This window comes from Pseudomonas sp. RL_5y_Pfl2_69 (assembly GCF_963970465.1).
In the GTDB taxonomy this organism is placed as follows: domain Bacteria; phylum Pseudomonadota; class Gammaproteobacteria; order Pseudomonadales; family Pseudomonadaceae; genus Aquipseudomonas.
Window position 1 is genome coordinate 79,197 of record NZ_CAXAOU010000001.1, and the last position, 14,180, is coordinate 93,376.

Genomic DNA, 14,180 nt, shown 5'->3' on the forward strand with positions numbered 1-14,180 from the left:
GCAGTCCTCGAAAAAGTTTAATCACAAGGCTAGATCCTCAGGTGTGAATGTCATCTTGAATGATCGATAAGGATTAAAATCGCTGGGTTTCATACCCTGCATTTCCGTTAAACGGCCAATGTTCTTGACCGCTGCCACAGCCGAGCTATCGAACGGCCCGTCACCACTGGATTTGGCAACCGTCACAGACGTCACCGTGCCATCTGGCAACATGCCAATTTGCAGCACCACTGTCATGTTCTTGCGCGCCGACGGCGGACGAGCCCACCCTTCTGCTGCACGAGCACGAATCAGGTCATCGAAACTGCCGGCGACCTCATCACCTTGCTCATCTGCCAGAGCTTGCTGGCGTTGCGGCGTGTCGGAAAGCAAATCAGCCAAGGCTTGCGCCTTTTTCTCTTCGGTCGATTTACGTGCTGCTTCTACGGCCTTTTTCTTGGCTGCATCGGCAGCGGCCTTTTTCTTCGCATCTTCGGCGGTTTTCTTCTTCGCCTCGTCTGCTACGGCCTTTTTCTTGGCGTCTTCAGCTGCTTTTTTCTTCGCATCTTCAGCCGCTTTTTTCTTGGCGTCTTCAGCGGCCTTTTTCTTGGCCTCTTCTTCCGCGGCCTTCTTGGCCTCTTCCTCGGATTTTTTCTTGGCTATGTCAGCCAGTTTTTTCTCTTCGGCTTTCTTAGCTTCCGTAGCCTTTTTAGCATCGTCGGCTTTCTTGGCTTCATCAGCCTTCTTGGCCTCGTCTGCCTTTTTAGCTTCGCTCGCCTTGGCTTCGTCAGCTTTCTTGGCTTCTGCAGCTTTTTCGGCAGCCTCTTCTTTCTTTTGTTCCGCGGCTTTTACAGCTTCCTGCTCAACCTTCTTCTGTTCCATCTGCTCGACTTCGGTCTGACGCGCGGCGGATTTCTTCGCCTCACCCGCAATCTTTTGATTGGTCTGAGTGGTCGCCTGACTTTTTGACTTCAGTTGATACAAGGTTGCCTGAACAATCGGTTTTGAAGGCGGCAGATCCGGGGTCATGGCAAAACTGACAAACAGCATGCCAAAAATCAGAACGTGCAGCCCTATCGCCCAGACTGTAGGCCAAAAATAATTTTCAGAGGCGGACGGCTCCCGCTGTTCGCGCATCAGGGAGCCTCGGTTATCAAGCCAACGTTACCGACCCCGGCCTTCTGAAGGCCACCCATAGCACCCATTACCGCGCCGTAATCAACGGTTTTGTCACCGCGAATGAAGACCTGGGTGTGTTTGCCACCTTCATTGCCTGCGCGAATGATCTTAGTCACAGCGTCAGTCATCTGAGGCAAGGTCATTGCCTTGTCCATCTGCTTATCGGTATCAACTTCACTGCCAAGATTCCAGAAATAGGTCTTGTCAGCCTTGATCGAAATAGTCAGAACCTGAGTGTTGTTGTCTTGCGGCAAAGCCTCGCTGGAGACCTTGGGCAAATCAACCTTCACACCCTGATTGAGCATCGGAGCGGTCACCATGAAGATAACCAGCAGTACCAGCATCACGTCGATGTAAGGCACCACGTTCATCTCGGCAACCGGCTTGCGCTTCTTGCGAGCTCGAGCGATTAAAGCCATTGGAAATTACCTGCTTATTCTTCGCTGGTGTGCACTTTGCGGTGCAGGATCGCCTGGAATTCGTCGGCGAAGGTGTAGTAGCGGCTGATCAGGGTTTCACTGCGAGCTGCAAAACGGTTGTAAGCGATAACCGCCGGGATAGCAGCGAACAAGCCGATGGCCGTTGCAATCAGTGCTTCAGCAATACCTGGCGCTACGGTCGCCAGTGTTGCTTGCTGGGCAGTTGCCAGGCCACGGAAGGAGTTCATGATGCCCCATACGGTACCGAACAGACCGATATACGGGCTCACGGAACCTACAGTGGCCAGGAACGGCAAGCTCTGCTCAAGCTTTTCTTCTTCGCGGGAGATGGCGACTCGCATGGCACGTGCAACACCTTCCATCACCGCTTCAGGATCAACGCCCGGCTGCTGACGCAGACGCGAGAACTCTTTGAAACCGGCACGGAAGATTTGTTCAACGCCAGAGTCCGGATCAGGATTGCTGCCTGCCTGACGATACAGCTTCGACAGGTCGATACCCGACCAGAAACGCTCTTCAAAGCTTTCCAGGGCACGTCGACCGGCGCGCAGCATGGTGCTGCGCTGAAAAATCATGACCCACGAGGTAACCGATGCGGCCAGCAGGGTCAACATTACCAACTGCACAACAATGCTGGCATTGCTAACCAAGCTCCACATGGAGGAATGGTCGACGACGTTAGCTTCCACGCTTTATCTCCTGCTCTAAATGTTTACCCGCGCCGCTCACGTCGGCAAAGGCCGTACGTAAAGCTTCGGGAATGGCCCGGGGTTTGAAACTATCGGCGCGCACACAGGCCACCAAAAATTGCCCTTCACAGAGCAACGTTGCATCTGCAGCCCGCCAGACCTGTTGCTTGAAACGCAGACTGGCACGGTTGAGCTCTGTTACTTGCGCACTTACCAACAGTTCGTCGTCCAGTCGCGCCGGTGCGTGGTAACGCGCCTCGCTGGAATGCACGACAAATAACAGGTTCTCACCCACAAGCTCGGACTGGGCAAAGCCCATCTCCCGTAGCCTTTCGGTTCGAGCCCGCTCCATAAATTTTAGATAATTTACGTAATACACGACGCCACCCGCATCGGTGTCCTCGTAATAAACGCGACAGCGATGTGCGAATGGCTCTAGCCTGTTTTGCGCGCGCATACTCTAGTGCTTACTCCTCAGGTTGCCAATCCGCCAGACGACTGTTTTTTACGCTTCTTGAGCTTTATGACCCAAGATTTTCAACGCCAGCCCTTGAGACAGCAAAAACCTTAAAAAAATCGGCCGCCAAGGGCTTATTAATCGTCCAGGGCATTCAAAAATTCGTCTACCACAGGCATGTCACCCAGACGGGACGGAATATTCAAACCGAAGTGCAGATACGCATGACGGGTCACAACGCGCCCACGCGGCGTGCGCATGATGTAGCCCTGCTGGATCAGATACGGCTCCAGCACATCTTCAATTGTATGACGCTCTTCGCTGATCGCAGCGGCCAGACTGTCTACACCTACCGGCCCACCATCGAACTTCTCGATCATGGTCAGCAGCAAACGCCGGTCTTGATGATCAAAACCATGCTCATCAACGTCCAACAGGTTCAACGCCAGGTCTGCCACCGGCTTGGTGATATGCCCCTTGGCCCGTACCTCGGCAAAATCTCGCACACGACGCAACAAACGGTTGGCAATCCGCGGTGTACCGCGAGCCCGACGGGCAATTTCGTAAGCCCCCTCAGGATCGAGTGGCAGACCAAAAATCCCCGCGGAGCGACTGACAATCGTCGCCAGGTCGTCAGTACTATAGAACTCCAGTCGCTGAACAATCCCGAAACGATCGCGCAAAGGGTTAGTCAGCATCCCTGCGCGGGTCGTCGCACCCACCAGGGTAAAAGGCGGCAGGTCTAGCTTGATGGAGCGCGCAGCTGGCCCTTCGCCAATCATGATATCGAGCTGAAAGTCTTCCATTGCCGGGTAGAGTACTTCCTCGACGATGGGTGACAGACGATGGATTTCATCGATAAACAGCACGTCATGGGGCTCAAGATTGGTCAGCAAGGCCGCCAAATCGCCCGGGCGCTCCAACACAGGACCTGACGTGCTTTTAATGGACACCCCCATTTCCTGGGCAATGATATTGGCCAGCGTGGTCTTGCCCAGTCCCGGTGGCCCGAAAATCAGCGTGTGGTCCAACGACTCCGAACGCCCGCGTGCAGCCTGGATAAACAGCTCCATTTGCTCACGTACGGTTGGCTGACCAATATAGTCGGCCAGGCTCAAAGGACGAATTGCCCGGTCCTGAACCTCTTCCCGGTCTCGTCCGCCTGAGGCCGTTATCAAACGATCAGCTTCAATCACTTAAATCATCCCCTTAAGGGCGCGACGAATCATATCTTCACTGCTCAACGTTTTATCCTTGATTGCCGAAACAGCCTTGCTCGCTTCCTGGGGCTTGTAACCCAGGGAAATCAAGGCACTGACCGCATCACTTTCAGCACTGGCCACCTGTATCGGGGCATCAGGCTGGTTGGGCACCAGGGCGAACATGCTTGGCACCTGCTCCCATGCCTTGAAGCGATCCTTCAATTCGACCAGCAATCGCTCGGCTGTCTTTTTCCCTACCCCCGGAACCTTGGTCAAGGCGGACGTATCCTGAGCCTGCACACAACGAACAAGCTCATCGACTTCAAGGCTGGACATTAAAGCCAGGGCCAGCTTTGGACCGACACCGTTGAGCCGGATCAGCTCACGAAAGAAATCGCGCTCGCGCTTGCCTATGAAACCATAGAGCAACTGGGCGTCTTCGCGAACTACCAGATGGGTATGCAGGGTCAGAGGCTCGCCGATGGACGGCAATCGATAGAGCGTGGTCATGGGCACTTCCAGCTCGTAACCCAGGCCATTTACATCAAGAATCAGGTGCGGCGGCTGTTTTTCAGCCAGAGTGCCGCGCAAGCGTCCAATCACGTTTCAGATCCTTTTCTCTGGCCAGATCAATGGCTGACAAGTAGAACGACAGGGCCGCATCATTACAGATGACACCCTGCCAGCAAGCAAAATCAGGTTACAAATCACGTCTCAGAGCCGCAAACGTCCACCACGGCTTCGCGCCGCACCCAAACCGTGGGGCAACAGACTCGAGCGAGTGTGGGCATGACACAAGGCAATTGCCAGCGCATCGGATGCATCCACTTGCGGCTTGGTGGTCAGCTTGAGCAGGTGCATGACCATCATCATCACTTGCTCCTTATTGGCACCACCAGTGCCAGCCACAGCCTGCTTGACCTGAGTTGCCGAATATTCGGCGATCTCCAGGCTTTCCTCGGCCCCGGCAACAATCGCCGCACCCCTGGCCTGACCCAGCTTGAGTGCCGAGTCGGCATTGCGCGCCATGAACACCTTTTCGATGCCCATAGTAACGGGGCCATACGTCTGAATAACTTCACGCACCCCACGATAGACAATCAGCAACCGCTCATGCAGCTCGCCGCTACCCGTACGAATGCACCCTGAAGCCACGTACACACAGCCGCGCCCAGTGTCTCGCACTACGCCATAACCGGTGATTCGCGAACCAGGATCGATACCAAGAATAAGAGTCATAACGCCTACAGCTTATGAAGTGACGCCTACCGGCCTATACCCGGACAGCTTAAAGGCAGAAGCCGGAGGTGCCCAGCGCCGCTATCGTCGCGACGGAGCACCTCCGGCCTCTTGATTGACGCAGCCAGTGTGTCAGGCAAGCTGTTCCAGGACAGCGTCAGGGATCTCGGCATTGGAATACACGTTCTGCACATCATCCAGATCTTCAAGCATGTCGATCAGCTTGAGCACCTTTTCAGCACCCTCCAGGTCCAGTTCGGCACTGGTGGTGGGTAGCATCACGATTTCTGCGTCAGTCGGAGCAAAGCCTGCGGCTTCCAGAGCGTTGCGAACCGCGTAAAAGCTTGAGAACGAAGTGAACACGTCAATGGAGCCATCTTCGTTGGTGACCACGTCGTCGGCATCAGCCTCCATCGCCGCTTCCATCAGCGCATCTTCATCAACGCCAGCCACATAGGAAATCTGCCCCTTGCGCTCAAACAGGTACGCAACCGAACCGTCAGTGCCCAGGTTTCCGCCGCATTTGCTGAACGCATGCCTTACAGCTGCAGCGGTGCGATTGCGGTTGTCGGTCATGCACTCGACCATCACTGCAACGCCGCCAGGCCCGTAGCCTTCGTAGCTCAGCTCGACCATATCGTCGGTATCAGCTGCGCCAGCACCACGGGCAACCGCACGATCAATGATGTCGCGGCTCATGTTCGCACCAAGTGCCTTGTCCAGCGCCAGACGCAGGCGCGGGTTGGAGCCCGGATCACCGCCACCCTGACGGGCAGCAACGGTCAGCTCACGTATCCACTTGGTGAAAATCTTGCCTTTTTTGGCATCCTGACGCTCTTTGCGGTGCTTGATATTCGCCCACTTAGAATGACCTGCCATAACGCACTCCGAATCCTTTATGAAACATTGCCCGGTCTTGGCCCGGCAATAAAAATTCTCGACCCAAATGACAAAGGCGCATCCGGAGATGCGCCTTTGAGGGCCAGCTTTACTCAGCCTTTGGCTGTTCGCGCAAACGAATATGCAGCTCGCTCAACGCCTTGTTATCAACGACGCCAGGAGCCTGAGTCATGACACAGGCGGCACTCTGGGTTTTCGGGAAGGCAATCACTTCACGAATCGACTGAGCACCGGTCATCAGCATCACCAGACGGTCCAGGCCGAAGGCCAAACCACCGTGGGGCGGCGCGCCGTATTTCAGAGCATCGAGCAGGAAGCCAAATTTCTCTTCCTGTTCTGCTTCATTGATACCCAACAGGCGGAAGACCGCTTGTTGCATTTCCTTGCGGTGGATACGGATCGAACCACCACCCAACTCAGTACCGTTCAACACCATGTCATAGGCACGGGACAACGCGGTAGCCGGGTTGGCCTCGAGCTCTTCAGGCGAGCACTTAGGCGCCGTGAACGGGTGATGCAAGGCGCTGAAGCTGCCGTCCGTGTTCTCTTCGAACATAGGGAAGTCAACAACCCACATCGGTGCCCACTCGCACGTCAGCAGGTTCAGATCGTTACCGACCTTGATACGCAGCGCACCCAGGGCTTCGCTAACGATCTTGGCCTTGTCGGCACCGAAGAACACGATGTCGCCATCAACGGCGCCAACGCGATCCAGGATCACATTGAGGTTGGCTTCAGGGATGTTCTTGACGATCGGCGACTGCAGACCCTCAACACCCTTGGCACGCTCGTTGACCTTGATGTAAGCCAGGCCACGGGCACCGTAGATGCCAACAAACTTGGTGTATTCGTCGATCTTGCTACGCGGCATGCTCGCGCCGCCTGGAACGCGCAAGGCAGCAACGCGACTTTTCGGGTCATTGGCCGGGCCGCTGAACACCTTGAATTCCACTTCCTTGAGCTGATCGGCAACATCAACCAGTTCCAGCGGGTTACGCAGGTCAGGTTTGTCGGAGCCGTAACGGCGCATGGCCTCTTCCCAGGTCATGTGCGGGAACTCACCGAATTCCAGACCCAGCACTTCCTTGAACAGGTTGCGGATCATTTCTTCGGTCAGGCCCATGATCTCGGCTTCGTTCATGAAGCTGGTCTCGATGTCGATCTGAGTGAACTCAGGCTGACGGTCGGCACGCAGGTCTTCGTCACGGAAGCACTTGGCGATCTGGTAGTAACGGTCAAAACCGGCAACCATCAACAACTGCTTGAACAGCTGTGGCGATTGCGGCAAGGCAAAGAAGGAACCTGCGTGAGTACGGCTTGGCACCAGATAGTCACGTGCGCCTTCTGGCGTGGCACGGGTCAGAATTGGCGTTTCGACGTCCAGGAAGCCGTTCTCGTCCAGGAAGCGACGGATGCTGGTGGTCATGCGCGAACGCAGACGCAGCTTCTCGAGCATTTCAGGGCGACGCAGGTCGATGAAGCGATAGCGCAGACGAGTTTCTTCGCCAACATCGGAGAATTCGTTGAGCGGGAACGGCGGGGTTTCGGCTTCGTTCAGAACTTCCAGCTCGTATCCCAATACTTCGATCATGCCCGACGCCATGTTGGCGTTGCCGGCACCGGCAGGACGCAGGCGCACCTTGCCAGTGACCTTGACCACATACTCGCTGCGCACACGATCGGCGGCAGCAAAGGTCTCGGCGCGGTCCGGGTCAAACACCACCTGGGCCAGACCATCACGATCACGGATATCGAGGAAAATCACCCCACCGTGGTCACGGCGACGATGGACCCATCCGCAAAGGGTAATTTCCTGGCCTTCCAGGCTTTCGTTCAGTTGGCCGCAATAATGGCTGCGCATCATGGTAGTGGTTTCACTTCTCGTAATTCGAAATTCGGTGGAGGTCTTGCGCACCGTCGGTGCTGGTAACCATGCAAGAGCCCGCTTGTGTTCTGACTGCTTTCGCTCAGCCTCAGTCGGATTTATCGCCGCCTGCCAGATTCTTTTTCGAGCCTGTCTTGAAGTCTGTTTCATACCAGCCTGTACCGCTAAGGCGAAAACCTGGCATGGACAGCATTTTTTTCAATTCAGGGGCCTGACAGGCTGGACAATCAACCAGCGGCGAGGCGCTGATCTTTTGAATGGCTTCCAGCTGATGACCACAGGAAGCGCACTGGTAATCGTACATGGGCATTGGCGTGTCTCGACAATCCGTTAGCGGCAACCCTTAAAGAGGGCCACACAGCAAAGGGCGAGATTATATCTGGTAAATCGAGCCATTGCAGCCGCATGAGCAGCCAGAAGCCCCTAAATGCATCATAAATATCGAGCGATTACAAGACGCCGAACGCCCTCCTCCAGCCAACCACCCCGCCTCACCCCATGACCACCTGGTTTTGCACTCCCTCACGGGAGTCGCGCCCCCTCTTCAATAAATGCATCACACAGACAACTCGAATGAGCCCGCTGAAATTTCTTACCCCCCCGTAACGCAAATGCACTTCGCGGTCGATATACGACAACAACGTATTGACCGAGCAGTCATTAAGTCGCGAAATATCAGATAGCACCTCCCAATATACTTCCTCAAGTCGCAAACAGGTGGCAAAACCATTTAACCTGACCGACCGTGAAAGTGGCTGAGCCAACGTCATGCCAAAATCAAGTATCACGGGATCAACCCCAACTCTCTGCAGTAGTTTTCCCCTGACGCTTTCTTGCCGAATCAATCGCCTCATATCCAGAGCACTCCATTGCGAAACACTAGAATTAATGAAAGATTTTGTGCAAAACACACTCCATCAAACGATATGTAAAAATCCTTATCCAGCGGACCAGACCCTCAAGCCTGTAGGAGCGCTCTCGGTCCGAGCGGCGAATACGAGCAGCCTCAAGCCTTGAGCCCACGACGCGGGTGTCGTGATTACACAGAGATGTACACTTGAAACCAAAAAGCAGAACCCGGACAGAGCACACAACTTCCAAACCCACTAATATTCTTGGCTACTCCCCTCTGTGCATACTCGCCAACAGACATGGGAATATGCCTAAAGCCTGATCAGGTATCACACCAACTTGCACTTCCATTAGTGTGTCAACCACGGAGATTTCCACTTCCACCTCGACTTACAAATACACCTGCATATAACCGTACACATCCAGTCCACCTAAACCGCACGTAAACAGAAACACCCGCACCATGAACATCAGCGACTGCAAAAAGCACAAAAAAATTAACGACCAACGGTCACCAACACAACGCCCCGGACAATAGCGGTCTCAACAACCTTCAGAGAGCACCACTGCGGCCACACGCAGAAAGAGGACTACATGCGTCTAGGACAAGGTTTTCGCTAAAAGCAGATTTTGCCTAGGCATCCTCCAGCAACCTCGCTCACAGATAGCTCCATACGCTTAATTTGAGTAGGCCCAAGCTTTACTGTTAAATTGGCAGCGTGTCGCCCTCTTCTAGCCTCTATCGAGGGCGCATAGGCTGATGTGTACACGTGTCCGGCGCCTCCACTTTTTTTGAAGCGAACCGTGTGCAATCAGCTCTTCCTTGCGATCCATCTTAATGTGAGTCATTGAAATGTTGAAAATCGTCCACCTGCTAACGGGTGCAGCGGCTTTGCTGCTGTCCTTTATTCCCAGCCTGCAATCCGAAGCACTACCTTACCTCCAACACCCTGATGCCCTTTACCTGGCTTTTCTTGGCCTGCTTAACCTGACACTGGCTCCAGTCATTCCATTCTGGAACAAAGGCCCGCGTCACCAACTGCAGAATCTGGTCAGCGCCCTGCTGGTGCTGTCCGTTGTCCTGCAAACACTGACTCTGTTCGGCCTTCTGCTGCCGATCGGTGATCAACCTGCAGTATTGCTTGGCCTGACGCCTGCAGTCATTGCCGTGCTGCTTCATCTGACCGTCAGCTTCTATAAATCATCACCGTCATCCTCCTCACAAAGCTACGACATGACCAACCGTGATACAGGGACGGTCAAGTGGTTCAATACCTCGAAAGGTTTTGGCTTTATCTCCCGAGATTCCGGGGATGATATTTTTGTGCACTTTCGCGCCATCCGCGGCGAAGGCCACCGTGTTCTGGTGGAAGGGCAGCGCGTTGAGTTCTCTGTCATGAACCGCGACAAGGGCCTGCAAGCTGAAGATGTGATCGCAGCACTGCCGCGACGTTGATTCAAGCGTAAAAAAACCGCGATCAGCCAAGCTGTATCGCGGTTTTTTTTGCCTGCACAAAATGACTTAATAGTGCGGCGGCGGGGCTTCCTCTTCGAACGACTCGAACTGCCCGCCCATTTCTTCCTGGCGCTTGAGCAAGGCAGCCATTTGCATTTGCAAACGATCTACCGCGTTTTGCTGCATTACCAGTACATCATTCAATGCCTGAATGGTGTCATCCTGAAAAGCCAAACGACTCTCAAGGTCCATCACTCGCGCTTCAAGCGTCATAATCAACCCTCCGAAAAAATAAAGCCTGCATCAAGAACCGACGCCAGCCTGCCCCGGACAGCATTTACATCAGCCTGTGTATAGGGCTTGGCAGGATGCTTGCCCCACACCGGCCCCGGCCATGCCACGTCAGTCTGATAACGAACAATCACGTGCATGTGCAATTGACTCACCACGTTACCCAGCGTGGCGACATTCATTTTGTCCGCACCAAACAACCCTTTCAGTACTCGCGCCAGAGCGGTCGTCTCAGCCCACATCATCTGCTGCTCAGAGTCATCCAGTTGAAACAATTCGGTTATACCCTCGCGCCGTGGCACCAGAATAAACCAGGGGTAATTCGAATCGTTGGACAGCAGCAAGCGGCACAAGGGGAAATCCCCTATGAGCCAGGTATCCTCTTGAAGGCGTGTATCCAAAGCGAACACTGGGAGCTCTCCTCTTTACCGTTCTTTTAAACTCAGCGTGCGATGAGACTCAGCGCCAGCCAGGTGACAGGCGCGAAGGATACCCTTGATCGACTCCTGCATCACGCCGACATCCGCGGATGCGCACACGAAAAGAGAGCAATGGACGCTCAATCAACAGCACACGGACACTTGTGCACCAAAACTGCACAAAACGAATGCTTTTAGTGCGCCAAAACGTCACTTACCACCCCATTAGGTGTTAACCGGTAACGTTTTAAGCGCGTTTTTTTAGCAGGAAAGTCTTCTTGCGACGAAAAAGAACACGCCAAGGGCGCTCTTATCGCCGTTCGACCCAAGCAAGATCAGGCCTCATAGCTCGAAAACGGACAAAATTATTTATTTTTCATCACCACTGCTTTTTGAGCATGCTTGTTGCATAGAGCATTTACATAGTCGATAGGCTTCAGCCGGAATGCAGTAGCCTGACGATAAATAACAATAGCTGGTCCGTAGGAAATTGGAGTTTTCATTGTAGGCAGCTTGGACTCACCCATATGCCAAACGCTGAAAACAACACTGATTTAGATGCTGAAACACGGCATAACGCTGCGCGCTTGCGACATGTAGGGTGCTATTTGCGACAAGCCTGTAAAGAAGCTGAAAGCTTATGAGAGCAAGTATCGCCAACATTGTCGGCGTGATATAAGTTTGCGCCGACACAAAAAGAAAGAGCCGCCCAGATAATAATTTCAGGTGGGACGGCAGTACTCTTCCTAAAAACCAAAGGAGCAAATCACGATGCGCGTGATGAAGTGGAGCATAATCGCCCTGGCTGTTTCAGCCGGTACTACTCAGTTCGCAATGGCCTCCTCCCAGGACGACGCCAAAGGTTTCATCGAAGACAGCACTCTGACTTCTAAAACCCGCATGCTGTACATGAACCGTGATTTCCGTAACGGCGCTGGCAACATCGCCAAGCCAACCGGCGGCTTCAAAAGCGGCTACCGCGAAGATTGGGGCCTGAGCGAACTGCTTAACTACCAGTCCGGCTTCACCCAAGGCACCATCGGTGTCGGTGTTGACGCTTTCGCCATGGGCACAGCACGCCTGGACGGCGGCGCTGGCCGTCAAGGCAACGGCCTGTTCGCCACCAAGAGCGACGGTTCTCCGGAAGATACCCAGTCGAAAATCGGCGGGGCTGTCAAATTCCGTGTTTCCGATACTGAACTGAAATACGGCAACCAATTCGTAGCCAGCCCGGTTTTCTCCACCGACGATAGCCGTCTGCTGCCAGAGGTTGCTACCGGCACCCTGATCACCAGCAAGGAAATCAAAGGCCTGGAGCTGAGCGCAGGTCGCTTCACCGCACTGAGCTCGCAGACTGGCATGGCACGCGACAGCATCAATGGCAAAGGCCAGCCAGGCCTGACCGCTGCCAACATTGCCGGTGCAACCTACCAATTCACTGACAACTTTGTTGGTGGCGTGGCAGCATCCGACGTTGAAGACTACTTCAAGAAGCAGTACATCAACCTGAACTACACCCTGCCTATCGCAGAGTCTCAGGCCCTGAACTTCGACTTCAACGGCTATAAAACAACCAGCGATGGCAAGGAACTGCTGGGCAACGTGGACAACAAGATCTGGAGCTTGGCGGCTGCTTACAGCCTCGGCGCTCACAAGTTCACCATTGCTCACCAGCGCTCCACCGGTGACAGCGCTTACAACTACGGCATCGACGGCGGCGGCAGTATCTTCCTCGCCAACTCCGTACAGTACTCCGACTTCAACCAGCGCGACGAACGCTCCTGGCAGGGTCGCTACGACCTGAACATGACCAGCTACGGCGTTCCAGGCCTGAGCTTCATGGCTCGCTACGTTAAAGGCGATAACATCTCCACGACTGACGGCGAAGGCAAAGAGCACGAATTTGACTTCGAAACCAAGTACGTATTGCAAGAAGGCCCGGCCAAAGACTTGTCTTTCCGTCTGCGTAGCGCGATCTATCGCACTACCAGCAACAACGGCAACGACGTCAACGACTTCCGCCTGATTGCTGAGTACCCGCTGAACATCTTGTAATCATGGCCTTCGGGCGATAGTTACATATACCGTGTTTAGTGAAAGCCACGCTCCTGTCTCAGGGCGTGGCTTTTTATTTGCCTGAATAAAAGATCAGTTATATAGCAAGCTAACTAATAAATATAAATGCAATTAATTATCAATCGCCAAGTTGACCGCCGAACATCTGCAACTACCTTCACAAGGTACAAAAACAATTAAAGGGGCATTTAGCCCCTTTAATGTTTACTCACACCCAACTCAATTGTCAGGTGCCATCTTTGACCTTACTGCGCAGCGACTTCCTGAACCACACGAACCACTCGCTGCGGAAAAGGAATATCCACGCCCTGCGCCTTCAAGCGATCGCGGGAATGTTCGTTGAGCATAAACAGGACATCCCAATAATCCGGGGTATTGACCCATACACGCAACGACATGGTGATCGCACTATCACCCAAGGCCGTGACCACTACAACTGGAGCCGGTTCTTTCAGGACGCGAGGGTCATCGGCCAGCGCCAGCAACACTTCACGGACCTTTTGAAGATCCGCCTCGTAGTCCACACCCACATCAAATACCACCTTGCGCGTCGGTTGACGGTTGTAGTTGGTGATGATGCCGTTGGACAGGTTGCCGTTTGGCACGATGACCGTTTTGTTGTCACCGGTGCGCAACACGGTGTGGAAGATCTGAATACTGTCCACAGTACCGCTTACGCCTTGCGCTTCGATCCAGTCACCGATCTTGAACGGACGGAACAGCAGAATCAGTACCCCACCCGCAAAGTTCGCCAGACTGCCCTGCAACGCCAGACCAATGGCCAGACCTGCCGCACCAATGGCCGCGACAAACGACGTGGTCTGGATACCGATCATTGACGCGACACTGACAACCAGCAGTATCTTGAGAATGATATTGGCGAGGTTGCTGATAAAGCCCTGCAACGCCAGGTCTGCCTTTCTCAGCGCCAGCAACTGGCCAATCTTGGTAGTCAAGCGGTTGATCAGCCACCAGCCCACCGCCAGCGTAACCACTGCCAGCAGCACACGGCTGCCGTATTCCATGATCATGGGGATCCAGGCCTGGGAGGCCTTGATCAACTGATCCACTTCAGTGTTCAAATCCATTTACATCTCCTCGCGACAAAACTCGACG

General features: G+C 54.1%; 16 protein-coding genes. 2 read left to right on the forward strand and 14 right to left on the reverse strand.

Annotated features, from left to right (window positions below):
• Positions 1-21 precede the first annotated feature (21 nt).
• The 11 genes from tolA to AACY07_RS00450 form a co-directional block, all read right to left on the reverse strand.
• Complete coding sequence (gene tolA, locus AACY07_RS00400; RefSeq protein ID WP_133077399.1) at positions 22-1,116, reverse strand: cell envelope integrity protein TolA; 1,095 nt, start codon at positions 1,114-1,116, stop codon at positions 22-24.
• Complete coding sequence (tolR, locus tag AACY07_RS00405; protein ID WP_162200692.1) at positions 1,116-1,568, reverse strand: protein TolR; 453 nt, start codon at positions 1,566-1,568, stop codon at positions 1,116-1,118. Before tolR ends, tolA begins: the two co-directional genes overlap by 1 nt.
• Positions 1,569-1,591: 23 nt before the next feature.
• Entirely contained in the window at positions 1,592-2,287 is a 696-nt protein-coding gene (gene tolQ, locus AACY07_RS00410; RefSeq protein WP_016782231.1) for a protein TolQ, read from the reverse strand.
• Complete coding sequence (gene ybgC, locus AACY07_RS00415) at positions 2,277-2,744, reverse strand: tol-pal system-associated acyl-CoA thioesterase (protein ID WP_133077398.1); 468 nt, start codon at positions 2,742-2,744, stop codon at positions 2,277-2,279. The genes tolQ and ybgC overlap by 11 nt, the downstream gene beginning before the upstream one ends.
• A gap of 137 nt (positions 2,745-2,881) precedes the next feature.
• Positions 2,882-3,940, reverse strand: a complete 1,059-nt coding sequence (ruvB, locus tag AACY07_RS00420) for a Holliday junction branch migration DNA helicase RuvB (RefSeq protein WP_019823257.1) — start codon at positions 3,938-3,940, stop codon at positions 2,882-2,884.
• Positions 3,941-4,549 (reverse strand): Holliday junction branch migration protein RuvA, encoded by a 609-nt coding sequence (gene ruvA, locus AACY07_RS00425; RefSeq protein ID WP_133077397.1) that lies wholly within the window; start codon positions 4,547-4,549, stop codon positions 3,941-3,943.
• 111 nt (positions 4,550-4,660) lie between these two features.
• A complete protein-coding gene (gene ruvC / locus AACY07_RS00430) occupies positions 4,661-5,185 on the reverse strand; it encodes a crossover junction endodeoxyribonuclease RuvC (RefSeq protein ID WP_133077396.1) in 525 nt (174 codons plus the stop codon).
• A 132-nt stretch (positions 5,186-5,317) separates the two neighbouring features.
• Positions 5,318-6,064, reverse strand: coding sequence for a YebC/PmpR family DNA-binding transcriptional regulator (locus AACY07_RS00435; protein WP_019823260.1), 747 nt, complete (start codon positions 6,062-6,064; stop codon positions 5,318-5,320).
• Between the two features lie 109 nt (positions 6,065-6,173).
• Complete coding sequence (gene aspS, locus AACY07_RS00440) at positions 6,174-7,949, reverse strand: aspartate--tRNA ligase (RefSeq protein WP_019823262.1); 1,776 nt, start codon at positions 7,947-7,949, stop codon at positions 6,174-6,176.
• A 109-nt stretch (positions 7,950-8,058) separates the two neighbouring features.
• Complete coding sequence (locus AACY07_RS00445; RefSeq protein ID WP_019823263.1) at positions 8,059-8,280, reverse strand: FmdB family zinc ribbon protein; 222 nt, start codon at positions 8,278-8,280, stop codon at positions 8,059-8,061.
• A gap of 181 nt (positions 8,281-8,461) precedes the next feature.
• On the reverse strand, positions 8,462-8,824 hold the full coding sequence (locus tag AACY07_RS00450) for a ribbon-helix-helix domain-containing protein (RefSeq protein WP_339473026.1): 363 nt from the start codon (positions 8,822-8,824) through the stop codon (positions 8,462-8,464).
• 851 nt (positions 8,825-9,675) lie between these two features.
• On the opposite strand from AACY07_RS00450, the gene AACY07_RS00455 reads away from it, so the two are divergent.
• Positions 9,676-10,278, forward strand: coding sequence for a cold-shock protein (locus AACY07_RS00455; protein ID WP_133077394.1), 603 nt, complete (start codon positions 9,676-9,678; stop codon positions 10,276-10,278).
• Between the two features lie 66 nt (positions 10,279-10,344).
• Here the strand turns inward: AACY07_RS00455 and AACY07_RS00460 are convergent, their stop codons facing one another.
• Both AACY07_RS00460 and AACY07_RS00465 read right to left on the reverse strand, forming a co-directional pair.
• Positions 10,345-10,551, reverse strand: a complete 207-nt coding sequence (locus AACY07_RS00460) for a SlyX family protein (protein ID WP_003441212.1) — start codon at positions 10,549-10,551, stop codon at positions 10,345-10,347.
• A gap of 2 nt (positions 10,552-10,553) precedes the next feature.
• Positions 10,554-10,979, reverse strand: a complete 426-nt coding sequence (locus tag AACY07_RS00465; RefSeq protein WP_339473027.1) for an HIT family protein — start codon at positions 10,977-10,979, stop codon at positions 10,554-10,556.
• A 780-nt stretch (positions 10,980-11,759) separates the two neighbouring features.
• Here AACY07_RS00465 and AACY07_RS00470 point away from each other — a divergent pair.
• Entirely contained in the window at positions 11,760-13,043 is a 1,284-nt protein-coding gene (locus AACY07_RS00470) for an OprD family porin (protein WP_133077391.1), read from the forward strand.
• A gap of 266 nt (positions 13,044-13,309) precedes the next feature.
• Here AACY07_RS00470 and AACY07_RS00475 read toward each other — a convergent pair whose 3' ends face one another.
• Positions 13,310-14,152, reverse strand: coding sequence for a mechanosensitive ion channel family protein (locus AACY07_RS00475; protein ID WP_019823275.1), 843 nt, complete (start codon positions 14,150-14,152; stop codon positions 13,310-13,312).
• Between the last annotated feature and the right edge of the window lie 28 nt (positions 14,153-14,180).